A 13600-nucleotide genomic window follows, 5' to 3' on the forward strand; every position below is an offset into this window, starting at 1 on the left:
GACGAAGCGGCCAATATCGGCAGGCAACTGGTACTGGCCTGGGACCCCGCCGTCACCGGCCTCCCGCACCTCCATCTGATGTTTGTTGGCAAGGTGGCCGATGGCACCAGCGATATCGTCAATCTGAGGGAGTTTATCCGCCGTTATATGGAGGAAGGCCCACAGTCCGTGCCCCAGCCGAAGAAACTGCTGGGCAAGATTCCCTGGCTCTGGTTGTCATTGCTGGCGCCGTGGAGTTTTTTCAAGCCACTGTGGCAGGCCGGAATGCGGCGCCAGGTCATCTTGTGGGTCACGTTGGTATCGCCAGTCCTGTTGCTGCATGCCGCAGGTCACTGGATTTCGCTGCTTCTGTGCTGGGAGCCGCGCTGGCCGAAAATCATTCGCGAAGCGGGATTACCTGGCAAGCCGGTGCCTGCGCTGTCCACCGCCAGCGACTGGCCGCCACTACCGACGGTGAAAACGTCCCCGGCCAAACCGCGACGATCGCGAAAACAACCTGGCGCCCCGATCCCGACACCCGAGTCAAAGAAAAGGTCTGCCCTGGACAAGTCGTTACACCCGCGCAAGATCCACAACACGAGGACCGAGCATGACTCACCCATGGGTTGTCCTTGGTGATTCCAGTAGCCATGGTGGCGCCGTACACACGGCAACGACTGGTTTCACCGCCAACGGCATTCCGGTAGCCGGCCAAGGAGATACGCTGGCATGCCCCACACACGGCATGGTGGCAATCCAGGCAGCAGGCAATGGCGTGCACGGCAACGGCAGGGCACCTGCGCGCGAGGGTGATGTTGCAAGCTGTGGCGCCCGGTTGATTGCCTGCCAACACAGGTTGACTTGGGCTGGGTAGAGTCGCCGCTCAAAATGCCTTTTAGCTCACACCGCCACCGCAACACCCTGCATGACGCAGCCTTCGGGCTGCGTTTTTGTTTCTGCCGGCGGCGCGAAATTTTCGCGCAGCAACAAGAAAAAGGTTGAATAGTCACATCAAATGTTATTTAAATAACAAAAATAATAACGCTGTGGTGCTTGCCACGACGTGCACAAGGTAAAGATATCCATGAATAAGATCGCGGTCATCGGCAGCAACATGGTGGATTTGATTACCTATATCGACCGGATGCCGCAGCAGGGCGAGACCCTCGAGGCCCCGGGGTTCGCCATGGGCTGTGGCGGCAAGGGCGCGAATCAGGCGGTGGCGGCGGCCAAGCTTGGCAGCGGGGTGTTGATGGTGACCAAGCTGGGGGATGACATGTTCGCCGATAACACCCTGGCCAACTTTCAGCGCCATGCCATCGACTCGCGCTATGTCACGCGGGTGCCGGGCGTCTCCAGCGGCGTGGCGCCGATCTTTGTGCAGAGCGATTCCCATAACAGCATTCTGATCGTCAAAGGCGCCAACGCGCATTTGAAGCCGGCTGATATCGACGCCGCAGAAGCGGCGTTGCGTGAATGCAGGCTGATGGTGCTGCAACTGGAAATCGACCTGGCGACCGTCTACTACGCCATCGAATTTGCCAAGCGCCACGGCATTCCGGTGTTGCTCAACCCGGCCCCCGCCGTCGCCGGGCTAAGCCGCGAGCATCTGGCGCAGCTGGACTTTTTCATCCCCAACGAAAGCGAACTGGCATTGATCACCGGCAAGGCGGTCGATGGCCCCGAGAGCGCGCTGCTTGCCGCCCGGGAGTTGGCCGCCCAGGGCATTCGCCACGTCATCGTCACCCTGGGCGAACAGGGCGCGTTGTATGTGGGCGAGGAGGGTGAGTTTCACGTGCCGGGGCGCAAGGTCGTGGCCCGGGATACCACCGGTGCCGGTGACGCCTTTATCGGCTGCTTTGCGCACTACTGGACTCAGCAGGGCGACATGCGTGCAGCCATGACCCGGGCCGTGGCGTACTCCGCCTGCTCGGTCACCGCCCTCGGCACCCAGAGTTCCTACCCCGACGCGGCCAGGTTCGCCGAGTTTTTTGAAGAGCGTTGATCCCACGCTCACCGCAGTTGGCCACACCCGCGTGGCGCTGATGCGCCCTGAATCCCACGGAGAATAACAATGACAAAAGTCCCGCTCCAACAGACCCCCGATGGTTTCTACCTCAACCGCACGCCCTGGTTCGCGTTCTTGCTGCTGTGCAGCATTTTCGCGCTGTGGGCGGCCGCGGCCAGCATGAATGACGTGTTGATCGCCCATTTCAAGAAAGCCTTCCTGCTCAGCGATTTCCAGACCGCCTTCGTGCAATCGGCGTTTTACCTGGGCTACTTTTTCGTGGCGATTCCGGCGGCCATGGTGGTGCGCCGCTTCGGCTACAAAAGCACGATTCTGGTCGGCCTGATGTTCTACATGGCGGGCTGTGCGCTGTTCTTTCCTGCGGCATCCACCGCGACCTACGGCATGTTCCTGATGGCGCTGTTTGTGATCGCGTGCGGGCTGTCGTTTCTCGAAACCGCCTGCAACACCTACTCGACCCTGATGGGCCCGCGTGAAACCGGCACCCGACGCCTGAACATCTCGCAAACCTTCCACCCGTTCGGGGCTATGGCCGGGGTGTATGTCGGCAGCTTTGTGATGTTCAAGGACACCGACGCCACCCATGAACAGCTGACCCAGATGAGCGCCTCGGAGGCGGCCATCCAGCAGTTGGAAATGATCCAGTCGACCTTGCTGCCGTACAAATGGATGATCGCCGTGCTGGTGCTGATGTTCATCCTGATTGCCATTACCCGTTTCCCCGCGTGCCGTGGCAATGCCAAGTCAGACGTGAAAAAGCCCAGCCTCGGCCAGAGCCTGGTGCGCCTGTCGCGCAACCCGCGCTTTACCTTCGGGGTGCTGGCGCAGTTTCTGTATGTGGGGGCCCAGGTCGGGGTGTGGAGCTTCACCATTCGCCTGGCGATGCAGATGGGCGGAATGAACGAGCGCAGCGCGTCATGGTTCCTGCTGACGACCTTTGCCGCTTATTTCGTGGGCAAGATGATCGCCAACCTGCTGATGCGCAAGCTGCACCCGGCCAAGGTCCTGGCGATCTACGGCGTGCTGACCATTGTCCTGCTGGCCTACACCATCCTGGTGCCGAACATCAGCGCGGTGTACGCGGCGGTGGCGGTGAGCATTTTCCTCGGGCCGTGCTGGCCGACCATCTACGGCCTGACGATTGAAGGGCTGGGTGAAGACACCAGCGTCGGCGGTTCGCTGCTGGTGATGAGCATCGTCGGCGGCGGGGTGATTCCGGTGTTCCAGGGTCTGCTGTCAGATGCCACCCACGGCAATATGCAACTGGCCTACAGCGTGCCCCTGCTGTGCTTCGTGGTGATTGTCGCCTACGCCTATTCCTGCATGCGCCACAGTCGCGCCACGCAGCCTCGGGCCGGTGCGGTGGTGGCCTCATGAATGCCTTCACCCTGGCCTTGTCTCCCGAGCAGTTCAGCGGGGTGGAAAAGACCCTGCTGCAATCCGCCGACTTCCGCGTGCTGGCCTGGACCTACCCCAGTGGGGTCAAGGCCCTGGCGCTGGAAAACGCCCGTGGCCGAGTGGTGGCCCTGCCTTATCAGGGGCAGATGATTTGGTCCGCGACCTTCGATGGCTGCGACCTGACCATGCGCAATATGTTCAGCCAGCCCAGGCCCAGCCCTACGGTAATCGGCACCTACGGCTGCTTTATGTTCCACGCTGGTCTGCTGCGCAACGGTTGCCCGGCCCCCGAGGATACCCACCCGCTGCATGGCGAAATGCCTTGCGCGCCCATGGACGCGGCCTGGCTCGAAGTCGGCGAGGACGCTGCGGGCCTGTACCTGCGTCTGAGTGGCGACTACGAGTATGTGCAGGGCTTTGGCGACCATTACCGGGCCACCCCGACCCTGACCCTGCGTGCCGGTTCGGGGCTATTTGATATCGGCATGGCGGTCACCAACCTTGCGGGCAAGGCCATGGAGTTGATGTACATGGCCCACATGAACTACGCCTACATTGCCGGTGGCAGCCTGGTCGAGCCCCTGGCCGGAGCCCGGGCGCGGGTGCGCAGCAGCGTGCCGGCCCACGTCAAGCCGACCCCCGAGTGGTCGGCCTACATGGCGCAGTTGAGCCAGGATCCCTCGCGCCTGAGCACCCTGGACACCCCCGCGCTGCATGATCCGGAAATCGTCTGTTTCTTCGACGCAGTCCCGGCCGACACCGCGGGCAACGCGCATTTTCTGCTGGACCACCCAGCAGGCCCGGCGTTTTACACCCGCTACCGACCCGATCAGTTCTCCCATGCCACCCGCTGGATCCTGCACAACGCCGACCAGGGCGTGGCCGCCTTCGTCTTGCCGGCCACCTGCGAACCCGAGGGCTACCTGGCGGAAAAAGCCAAAGGCCATGTGCGCTCATTGGCGGGCGGGCAACGCGCAGTGTTCAACGTGACCACCGGCTACCTGTCGGCTGAAGAACGGCGCCGCCTGCGGGATGAACTGGGCGGCTGATATGCGGCGGCGAGGGTGGTTCAGACCACCCACTGCGCGCCGTATTGGGTGATCAGTTCGCGGTAAGGCTTGGGCAGTTTCTTGTCGGAGACCACCACGTTGAATTGGTCCAGGGTGGCGAAATGGGCGGTGCGCACGACGTCGAACTTGCTGTGATCGGCCAGCAGCATGCAGTGCTGGGCCTGGCGCAAGACCTTCTGCTTGACCGCGACTTCATTGAAGTTGAAGCAGGTCACGCCGAAGGTTTCGCTGACGCCTGCGGCCGAGATAAAGGCCCAGGTCAAGCGCACGCTGTCGAGGATGCTGCTCTCGTCGGCATGCTCGAACACCTGGTTCTTGCGATGGAAGGTGCCGCCACACAGGACGATAGTGCAGTTGGGCTTCTGTTGCAGCTTGAGCAGCACGTTGAGCGAGTTGCAGACCGCGGTGAACTCCAGTTCATCGGCAATGAAATCAATCACGAAAGGTACCGTGGTGCCGCAGTCGAAGAACACCGTGTCGCCGCTCTTGATAAATGCAGCCGCGAGCTTGCCGATGCGGCGTTTCTCTTCCACGTGGCGGGTGCCCTGTTCCGTGACCTTGTAGTCGGGCGCGTCGGCCGGGTCGAAGGCCAGGGTGATATGTCCGCCGAGCAGATGAAACTTGTCCGGGTAGCGGTTGAGATCCCGGCGCAGGGTCATTTCCGAGACTTCCAGCAACGCGGCCATTTCCCGCAGGTGGATCGCTTTTTGGTCCTGCAGGGCTTGTTGGATCAGTTTGATGCGTTCTGATTGTTTGCTTTCCACAGGCATTCCGATCGGCTAGTAATGTTGTAATTACATCATTTGTTGGTATTATATTAACATCTGTTGGGCGAGCTTTCTAACGTATTACGCCCATCGTGCTCCTTCACCAGGAACGGATTTCATGACCTCAATCACACCCGCAGCACTTGCACAGTTTATCGACCACACCTTGCTGGCGCCTGACGCGACGCGGCAGCAGATCGCCGTGTTATGCAAAGAAGCGCAGGAGTACGGGTTCTATTCCGTGTGCGTGAACTCGGGCCAGGTGCCTTATGCCGCTCAATTGCTCAGCGGGCAGAAGGTCAAGGTCTGCGCTGTGGTCGGGTTCCCGCTGGGCGCCGGGCTGAGCGAGAGTAAAGCCTTCGAAGCCCAACAGGCAATTGCCGCAGGTGCGGGCGAGATCGACATGGTGCTCAATATCGGCGCGTTGCGAGAGGGGCTGCTGGACACGGTGCGCGACGACATCGCCACGGTGCATCAAGCCTGCGGCTCGGTGCCGCTGAAAGTGATCCTCGAAACGTGCCTGTTGGACGAGGAGCAGAAGATCCGCGCCTGTGAAATCTGCCGTGAACTGGGGGTGGCCTTCGTCAAGACCTCGACCGGCTTCAGCCGCAGTGGCGCCACCGCCGAAGACATCGCCCTGATGCGCCGCGTTGTCGGCCCGCAGATGGGGGTCAAGGCGTCGGGCGGGGTGCGTGATTACGCGGCTGCAGTGGCCATGATCGAGGCCGGCGCCACTCGCCTGGGCACCAGTTCGGGAGTGAGCATTGTCAGTGGCAAATCGGAGGGCGGGGCGGGTTACTGATTTCGCCAGCACCTTCGACGTCTGTCGATGTTTGAAAAAAGGAGCCTCGGCTCCTTTTTTCGTTGCCGAGCCTGTTACCGTGATCCCCACGCCAATCAACGACCGTCAGGAACATGATGAAACCGCTAATGGATCAGTTCGATCGGCTGTGCCAGCAGGCGCAGTCTGCCTTTGGCGAGGAAGGGGAGCGGTCTTATGAGGCAACGCTCATCGATATCTTGAATTTCGTAAAACGGCACCCGCAGTGTCGGGCGGGATTTGTGGAGCGCTTCAAGCTGATATTGAACGTCGGCAACGCGCCGTTCGAAGCCGTTGCGTTCTGCATGCGCGAGCTGCAGTGGTTCGAGCTCAGGGACTACGTGAGTGCGGTGCTTCAGTCTTCCGTGGATCCGCGCAGTCAAGCGCTGACCAGCGTGTTGAGCGCCTATGACGAGGTTTGGCCCGATGCCGATTTGTATCGTTATTATGGCGGCCCGGCATGAGTGGCGATCTGTGACTCGTGGCTCGGTAAACAGGGCGCGCTCCAGTGTGCGAAGCCGATCCACGCAAATAAAAAAGCCACAATCGAAATTGTGGCCTTTGTTGCTGCGGCTTGCCCTGGCGCTTAGAACGCCCAGCGCAATTTCACCGACGCACCCTGGTTCAGGTAATCGCTGCGCGATTCGGCGTCGTAGTTCACGCTGACTTCGGTGCCGTTATCCAGGGTGTGGGTCAAACCCAGGCCGGCGCGGCCCAGCCATGGGCTGGGGTCCACGCCACGGGTGGTGAAGGCGGCGGTGGGTGAGCCGGCGTAGGTCGAGGAGATCGACGTCGATTCGTTAAGCACGTCGTAACCCACGCCCAGGTTGGCGCTGAGCACGGTGTTGCTGCCCAGGTTGTAATTGAGCTTGCCGTCCAGGCTCAGCACCAGTTCATGCGCGTCACGGCTGTCGACGTCGAGGTTCAGCGCCCCGGCGCCTTTCTCGTGATAGGACTCATCACCGATCCAGGTGTAGTCGGCACGTACCGACGGCACGAAGGTCATGGTGTCGGTGAACCGCAGTGTGTGACCCAGGCCAACCCCGGCGTGGGCGCTGTAGCTGTCGTAATCGGCCTTGGCGGTGGCGTCGGCGAACGGCATGTGGCGCTTGCCCTGGTTACGGTTCTTGCCGGCGTCGACCTGGAAGTTCAGTTCGGTGTCCGGGGCCAGTGCGTAGCTGCCGTAGCCGATCAGCTGGAAGGTGTCGATCTGCGCGTCTTGCGGGGCGACATGGGAGTCGCTGTCGATGTCGGTCTTGGCGTAGGCGAAGGCCACACCCAGGCGCGCCTGCTCGGAGAAGGCACCATCGATACCAATGGCCAGGCCCTGGGTGTTGGCGTCGAATCCGGAGATCCCGCTGCGCTCGCTTTGATCGGCCCACGAACCGAAGGTCTTGATCCACAGGTTCTGTTCAGCCGCCGGAGCGTCACCGGAGGACAAGCCGCTGTTGCTGGCCTGCCGCGCCTGGATCACCCGGTTGATGCCGGAAAGGGTGCTGCTGGTGGCCGCATTGGTACCGCCGGTCAGCAGGGGCAAGGTCTGGGTCACGGCGTCGGACACTTGCTGCCCGGTGGTCAGGCCGACGAAGTGGCTGGCCAGTTCACCGTTGGGGTTTTGCGCAAAGGTCCGGTCAAGTGCACGGGCAGCCGGGCCGGCTGGAGAGTTGCCCATCTGGTTGACCACATGTTCGACGCTGGGGCCCGGGCCGTCCGTTGGGTTGGTCGGATCGACCGGATCGACCGGTGTGGTGGCCGCCGCCTTCAGGGTCAGGTCGATGGCATTGCCGTTCTTGATCGCGCCGAAATCGAACAGCAGTGAGTTGTCGCTGACGGCAAAGGTCCCGTCGCTGACCAGGGTGCCGGCACTGAACACCTTGTCCATGTGCGACACGTTGAACTTGGTGCTGGCATTGCTGACGTCCACCACAATGTTCGCGTTGCTTTGCAAGGTCGCGGTGCCGCTTACAGCCAACTTGCCAAAGTGGTTATCGTCGGCCACGCCGATCTTCAGGGTGCCGTTGCCGGTTTGCGAGTAGTCACCGTTGAAGTTGGCCGTGACCCCGGCGCTGGAGGCGACCCGCAGCGTGCCGTCGTTGGAGAAGCTCTTGATGGTGAAGGCTTCGCCGCCGGTGAGGGTATAGGTCGCATCTTTGCGCAACAGCACATCGGTGTCTTTGGCGTCGACGGCGCCCATGAAGCGAGCGGTGTCATTGCCGTCGATAACCAGCTTGGCCAGGCTGCCTGAAGTGACGGAGTCGACCTTGATGGAGTTCAGGGCGCCGCCGATGATGCCGCTGTTGGTGATCGTATCGATCGTGGCACCGTTGGTGAGGATGATGCCGTAGGCCTGGCCGGCGATTCTGCCGCCGGTGTTGTTGTCGATTGCCTTGACTGAACCACCGTCGACGCTGATACCCACCGCCGTGCCCTGGATGACTCCTTTATTGAGGATCGGGCCGTTGATCTTGGTGCCTTGCGAGGCTATGCCGATGGCGCCGGTGATGATGCCGCTTGCATCGTTGGAGATGCCTCCGGTGATCTCGCCCTTATCCACCTGGACGGCTATTCCGGTATCGCTCTTGATGGTGCCGGAGTTGATCAGCCAGCCAACGGAGCCGGTGCCCGAGCCTCCGTCGTCATCGAGGGCCAGATTGATGCCGGCTGTTTTGCCGCCAATCAACCCGGTATTTTCGATCACCCCTTCCACCTTGCTGCCATTGGTCACCTGAAGGCCGAATCGGTCGCCGGTGATGGCGCCGCTGTTATAGAGGTCGGTGCGGATGGTGCCGCCGTTCAGGTTCACCCCGGTGCCGCCGGAGATGGTGCCGCGGTTGAGCATGGAGTAGAGCGCGGCGCCCTTGAGTATGTTCACGGCCGAGCCGGTGCTGGTTACAGCGGTGATTCTTCCGAAGTTGGCGATGGCCCCCAGATTCAGGCTGGAGGCTCCTCCGCTCAAGACAATCGCGTTGTCATAGCCGCTGATTTTGCCGCCGGTCTGGTTGGTGATGGAGGTGCCGCTGCCGGCGCCGATCGCAATCGCGGTGCCATTCTCCGAGGTCATGGAGCCGCCATTGCTGATGGTGCTCCAGTAGCCGGGAGTCGTTGCCGTGTTGATGGCGTTGGTGCCGGCGGTGGTGATCGAGCTGTCCCCGTTCACGGTGAGGCTTGCACCGCCTTCGATGGAGCAGGTCGACGTCAAGGCGACCCCGGACAGGGTTGGTGTGGTCCCTGAGCAGGCGGGCGCAGCCATGGCCGGGCCGGCGACGGCCAGCAGTCCGGCCCCCGCGCCGGCCAGCAGCAGACGGCTGGCGCTGCGTTTCCCGCGGGCGCTGGTGAGTTCGTCGACCACGACGAAAGCCTGGCGCGTGTGGCTCCAGATAATGCGAAATGCAGTGTTCATTCGATTCCTCGAAGAAGCCTCTTTGGGCTTTAGGTGACAGACCGAGGCAATCTAACGGAAGCGTTGGCCGGCAAACTGAGCAAATCTGAGCGCCTTGTAGCCGCTGCTGCCAGGCCGCGCTGGCCCGTCCAAGCAACCCATCTGCACCTGACACCCCACGACGACCACGCCGGCCAGCGCAGGCTCGTGCCTCGGCAGCGGCTAGAGGTTGCATCGGGGGGGATGTTGAACAGGTTTCGTGGGGCTAGGGCCGGATGCTGGCCGGCGCGTAGAAGCAATACCCGGCGTTGCGCAGGGTATTGATCGGCACTATCTGCCCGGAGGTTTCCTCGATGTTGCGCCGCAGGCGTCGCATCTGCGAGTCGAGTCGCCGCTGGTCATAGTCCAGATAGTCCTGGCCCAGGGCTTGGACGATGCTTTGCCGGCTGACGTTGCTGCCGGCCTGGCGCATCAGGCAGTGCAATACCAGCAGATCCTGTTGTGACAGGCGCACCGGGCCGGCGCCCGGGACCAACAGGCGTCGGGGCCCAAGTTCGAGCAGCCAGGGCTGTTCGCTGCGGTCCAGGTTCAGACGCCATTTCAGGGCATCGAGCACCGCTGCCAATTCGTCCAGGTCGCAGTTCTTGCTCAGGTAATGATCGGCCCCCTCGCCAAGTCCGGCGATCTTGCTGGGCACACTGCCGCGCGCGGTAAACACGACGATGCCGAGCCGATGCCCGGCTTGGCGCAAGCGCCGGATCAACTGCAGCCCGTCACCGTCAGGCAGGCCCAGGTCAATGATCGCCAGGTGATGAACCTGGGCATCGAAACACTGCTCGAACTGCGCCAGGCTGCCCACCGTGGTCGTGACGTAGCCATGCTCCGCAAGGAACTCGTCGAGTTCCACGGCCAGTACGGGTTCATCTTCAAGGAGAATTAGCGGGGTCATGGCATAATTGTATCAAAGCGCCATCATTTTTGAGGCGGGTCTTTCTGAGTGAAACTGAGTGAATCCAAGTGCTGATCGATTGGGCCTGAGGGCTGTGGCAAAGCGCGCCATCCTGCAAAACCTGCTGGGTTGGCTGTCAGTGCTCCTGCTCTGCGCAGTCACCGCCCAGGCTCAGGCCCAGGTTCTGCTGCTGGGCGCGGCCACGGCCCCGGCCAATGCCAAGGGCTATTTGCAGCGTCTGGACGACCCCTCGGGGGGGCTGACGCCGACCGAGGCCGAGCAATCCCCGGCCTGGCGCGCGCTGCCGCAAAGCTTGAGCGCGGGCTACACCACCAACACGGTCTGGCTGCAAGTGCAGGTCGAGGCCCAGGACCCGGGCGAACACCGTTGGGTGATGCGCCTGAGCAATACCCTGCTCGACGATGTGCGTCTGTACCAGCGCGACAAACAGGGGGCCTGGCAGGAGCAGAAAGCCGGTGAGGATCTGGCGCGCAGCCAGTGGCCCATCGACTACCGCTCGGCGGTGTTTCCTCTGAAGTTGCGCCAGGGCGAGGTCAAAGTGCTATTGGTGCGCCTGCAGACCAAGAACGCCATGTCGGTCAGCCTGGAATTTGCACCGCGCCAGCTGTTTTCCGATATGAGTCGCCACGAGTACCTGGGTTTCGGTCTGTATTTCGGCGTTTACCTGATGCTGATCGGTTTCCATAGTGTGTTCTGGCGCATGACCCAGGCACCGGAAAGTGGCTGGTACCTGAGTTACGTCAGTTGCTGCGTGGCGGTCGAGGCCTTGACCGCCGGTTTGCCTCAGCAGCTTTTCAGGTTGCCAGTGAGCCTGAGCGATCCATTACTGGGGGTAGCGCTGGCGGTGGGAGTGCCGATTGGCGTGGTGTTCGCCGGGCGTCAATTGGGCTTGCCTCAGGTCTACCCCAGGTTGCACCGAGGCTTTGCCACCCTGGCTTGGTTGCTCTGCGGGCCTGCGGCACTGATCGTCATGGCCGGGCACTACCGCGATGCCATGCCGATCGTTCAGCTCACCGCGCTGTCGCTGGTGCCGTTGTATATCGGGATGGCCCTGTGGCTGCTGGTGCGCGGCCATCGCCCGGCACGTTTTTACCTGCTGGCGTTCGGCATCTATTACGCCGGGGTGGTGATCAGTTTCCTGCGCAACCTGGGCTACGTGCCGGCGACCTTCTGGACCGACAATGCCGCCGCGGCGGGCACCCTGATTCATATGGCGCTGATGAGCCTGCGCATCATCAGCCACTACAACCGCCTCAAGCAGGACAAGCTGCAGGCGCAAGCCGAGTCGGCCAGGCAGACCTTGCAGCAGAACGCGAGGCTTGAATCCCTGGTGGCTGTGCGGGTCAGCCAGCTGAGTGAGGAAATCGGCCGACGCGTGCTGCTCGAGCAGGACCTGCGCGTGGCCCTGGAGCAGGAACAGCATATCCGCGCCCAGCAGAATGACTTTGTGGCGATGGTGTCCCATGAGTTCCGCACGCCGCTGGCCATCATCAATACCTCGGCGCAGCAATTGGCCAAACACTTGGATGCGCCCGTGGACAAGAGCCAGCGCCGTTGCCAGAACATCCGCGAGGCCGGTTCGCGCCTGCTGGCGCTGGTGGATGACTACCTGACCCACGACCGAATGGCCGACGTGCAGCCGATGTCGCAGTTCAAGGGCTGCGACCTCAGAGCCCTGTTCGAGGATGTGCTGGCCGGGTTCGAGCCGGGGCGGATCCGCTTCAACTGCACGCTGCCCGAGCGGCCCTTTATCTGTGACAGCGGGTTATTGCACGTGGCCGTGCGCAACCTGCTGGCCAACGCCGACCGCCATGCCCCGGCCGGGGCACAGATCGAGTTCGAGCTTTCCGAGCAGGATTCGGCCATCTGCCTGAGCATTCGGCACCCCGGCGAGGCCATCCCCGAGCAGGAGTGCGGACGCCTGTTCGACAAGTACTACCGTGGCCAGCAGGCCCAGCGCAGTTCGGGCGCGGGCCTGGGGTTATACATGGTGCAACGGATCGCGCAGTTGCATGACGGGGATGTGCAACTGCTGGAGGCAGGCGGGCAGGGGAGCATCTGCTTTCGGATGCGTTTGCAATTGCGTCAGGGGCCCGCTCAAACAGCGATCACCGCCGTTGCCAGCGATGTGTATGGGTAGCCCCCGGCTGCGTTCATGACCCATTGCCGAGCGCCCGGCAGTCGTATGCGGGCGGTCAGGGGCGGGCCGAATCAGGGGGCGAGGCACCCACCTCCAGCAACCCGCTTCAACGCCGCCCTTCAAACGCCATACGCACCGCCAGGCCCGCCAGCACCGTGCCCATCAGCCAGCGCTGCACCAACTGCCACACCGGCTTACTGGCGAGGAAGGCGGCAATGGAGCCGGCCATAAGCGCGATCAACGCATTGACGCTCACGCTGATGGCGATCTGGGTCGAGCCCAGCACCAGGGACTGGGCCAGTACCGAGCCGTGGCCGGTAGGGTCGATGAACTGCGGCATCAGCGACAGGTACATGACCGCGACCTTGGGATTCAGCAGGTTGGTGACAAACCCCATCGTGAACAGCTTGCGCGGGCTGTCCTGAGGCAGGTCCCGGACCTGAAACGCGGAGCGTCCGCCGGGCTTGACTGCCTGCCAGGCCAGGTACAGCAAGTACAGCGCGCCGCCCAGGCGCAGGGCGTCATACGCATAGGGCACCGCCAGCAGCAAGGCGGTGATACCCAGGGCCGCGCACAGCATATAGACCAGGAAACCCAGCGCCACGCCGCCCAGGGAAATCAGCCCGGCCATTCGTCCCTGGCAGATCGAGCGTGAGATCAGGTAAATCATGTTCGGCCCCGGGGTCAGCACCATGCCGAGGGAGATCAGGCCGTAGGCGATGAGGTTGGACAGTTCGGGCATGGCGTGACTCCTGAAGGCATTGAAGGGAATCGGTGCTGCGCCGAACCTTTACCTGGCGGTATTGGCCAGCGCCGAAGCAGTCGACTCGATGGCGCGCCGATAGTAGGGCGCCTGACAGCCGTGCGTTAGATACAGATTCATCAACAAAACGACATACAGCGCGGCGATCAGCTTTGGCCGGCCGCGCCAAGCCCATCGGCAGCGCGGCTTTGTGGGTATCTGGCCATCAGCCACCGGCGGGTCTCGCCACTGAAAAGCCGGCCCTATAGACTCGCCGGTTCGGGCGCGAGGACGGCGCCTTTATCG

Annotated in this window: 12 protein-coding genes; 8 read left to right on the forward strand and 4 right to left on the reverse strand. The window is 62.4% G+C overall.

Annotated features, from left to right (window positions below; genetic code table 11):
- The first annotated feature begins 78 nt into the window (after positions 1–78).
- The 5 genes from MF4836_RS34850 to MF4836_RS02105 all read left to right on the forward strand — a co-directional run bounded on the left by MF4836_RS34850 (position 79) and on the right by MF4836_RS02105 (position 4455).
- On the forward strand, positions 79–618 hold the full coding sequence (locus MF4836_RS34850) for a hypothetical protein (RefSeq protein ID WP_153050177.1): 540 nt from the start codon (positions 79–81) through the stop codon (positions 616–618).
- Positions 590–853, forward strand: coding sequence for a PAAR domain-containing protein (locus MF4836_RS36045; RefSeq protein WP_078468871.1), 264 nt, complete (start codon positions 590–592; stop codon positions 851–853). Before MF4836_RS34850 ends, MF4836_RS36045 begins: the two co-directional genes overlap by 29 nt.
- A gap of 210 nt (positions 854–1063) precedes the next feature.
- Positions 1064–1984: a ribokinase gene (rbsK, locus tag MF4836_RS02095; protein ID WP_078468872.1), complete on the forward strand. Its 921-nt coding sequence runs from the start codon at positions 1064–1066 to the stop codon at positions 1982–1984.
- A gap of 69 nt (positions 1985–2053) precedes the next feature.
- Positions 2054–3385: an L-fucose:H+ symporter permease gene (gene fucP / locus MF4836_RS02100; RefSeq protein WP_078468873.1), complete on the forward strand. Its 1332-nt coding sequence runs from the start codon at positions 2054–2056 to the stop codon at positions 3383–3385.
- Positions 3382–4455, forward strand: a complete 1074-nt coding sequence (locus tag MF4836_RS02105) for an aldose 1-epimerase family protein (protein ID WP_078468874.1) — start codon at positions 3382–3384, stop codon at positions 4453–4455. Before fucP ends, MF4836_RS02105 begins: the two co-directional genes overlap by 4 nt.
- A 20-nt stretch (positions 4456–4475) precedes the next feature.
- Here MF4836_RS02105 and deoR read toward each other — a convergent pair whose 3' ends face one another.
- The gene (gene deoR, locus MF4836_RS02110) at positions 4476–5246 is read right to left on the reverse strand and encodes a DNA-binding transcriptional repressor DeoR (protein WP_078468875.1); all 771 of its coding nucleotides are present in this window, start codon (positions 5244–5246) and stop codon (positions 4476–4478) included.
- Positions 5247–5361: 115 nt separating this feature from the next.
- On the opposite strand from deoR, the gene deoC reads away from it, so the two are divergent.
- Together deoC and MF4836_RS02120 are read left to right on the forward strand one after the other, a co-directional pair.
- Positions 5362–6045, forward strand: coding sequence for a deoxyribose-phosphate aldolase (gene deoC, locus MF4836_RS02115; protein WP_078468876.1), 684 nt, complete (start codon positions 5362–5364; stop codon positions 6043–6045).
- Between the two features lie 128 nt (positions 6046–6173).
- On the forward strand, positions 6174–6527 hold the full coding sequence (locus MF4836_RS02120; RefSeq protein WP_238596113.1) for a hypothetical protein: 354 nt from the start codon (positions 6174–6176) through the stop codon (positions 6525–6527).
- Between the two features lie 122 nt (positions 6528–6649).
- Here the strand turns inward: MF4836_RS02120 and MF4836_RS02125 are convergent, their stop codons facing one another.
- Entirely contained in the window at positions 6650–9463 is a 2814-nt protein-coding gene (locus tag MF4836_RS02125) for an autotransporter domain-containing protein (protein ID WP_078468878.1), read from the reverse strand.
- Positions 9464–9707: 244 nt separating this feature from the next.
- A complete protein-coding gene (locus tag MF4836_RS02130) occupies positions 9708–10391 on the reverse strand; it encodes a response regulator transcription factor (RefSeq protein WP_078468879.1) in 684 nt (227 codons plus the stop codon).
- A gap of 94 nt (positions 10392–10485) precedes the next feature.
- Here MF4836_RS02130 and MF4836_RS02135 point away from each other — a divergent pair, with 94 nt between their 5' ends.
- Positions 10486–12552 carry a sensor histidine kinase gene (locus MF4836_RS02135; RefSeq protein WP_161955725.1) on the forward strand — a complete coding sequence of 689 codons (2067 nt, stop codon included), beginning with the start codon at positions 10486–10488 and terminating at the stop codon, positions 12550–12552.
- A 106-nt stretch (positions 12553–12658) separates the two neighbouring features.
- Here MF4836_RS02135 and MF4836_RS02140 read toward each other — a convergent pair whose 3' ends face one another.
- The gene (locus MF4836_RS02140; RefSeq protein WP_078468881.1) at positions 12659–13294 is read right to left on the reverse strand and encodes a LysE family translocator; all 636 of its coding nucleotides are present in this window, start codon (positions 13292–13294) and stop codon (positions 12659–12661) included.
- Positions 13295–13600 lie beyond the last annotated feature (306 nt).

This window comes from Pseudomonas sp. MF4836, assembly GCF_002018875.1.
GTDB lineage: Bacteria > Pseudomonadota > Gammaproteobacteria > Pseudomonadales > Pseudomonadaceae > Aquipseudomonas.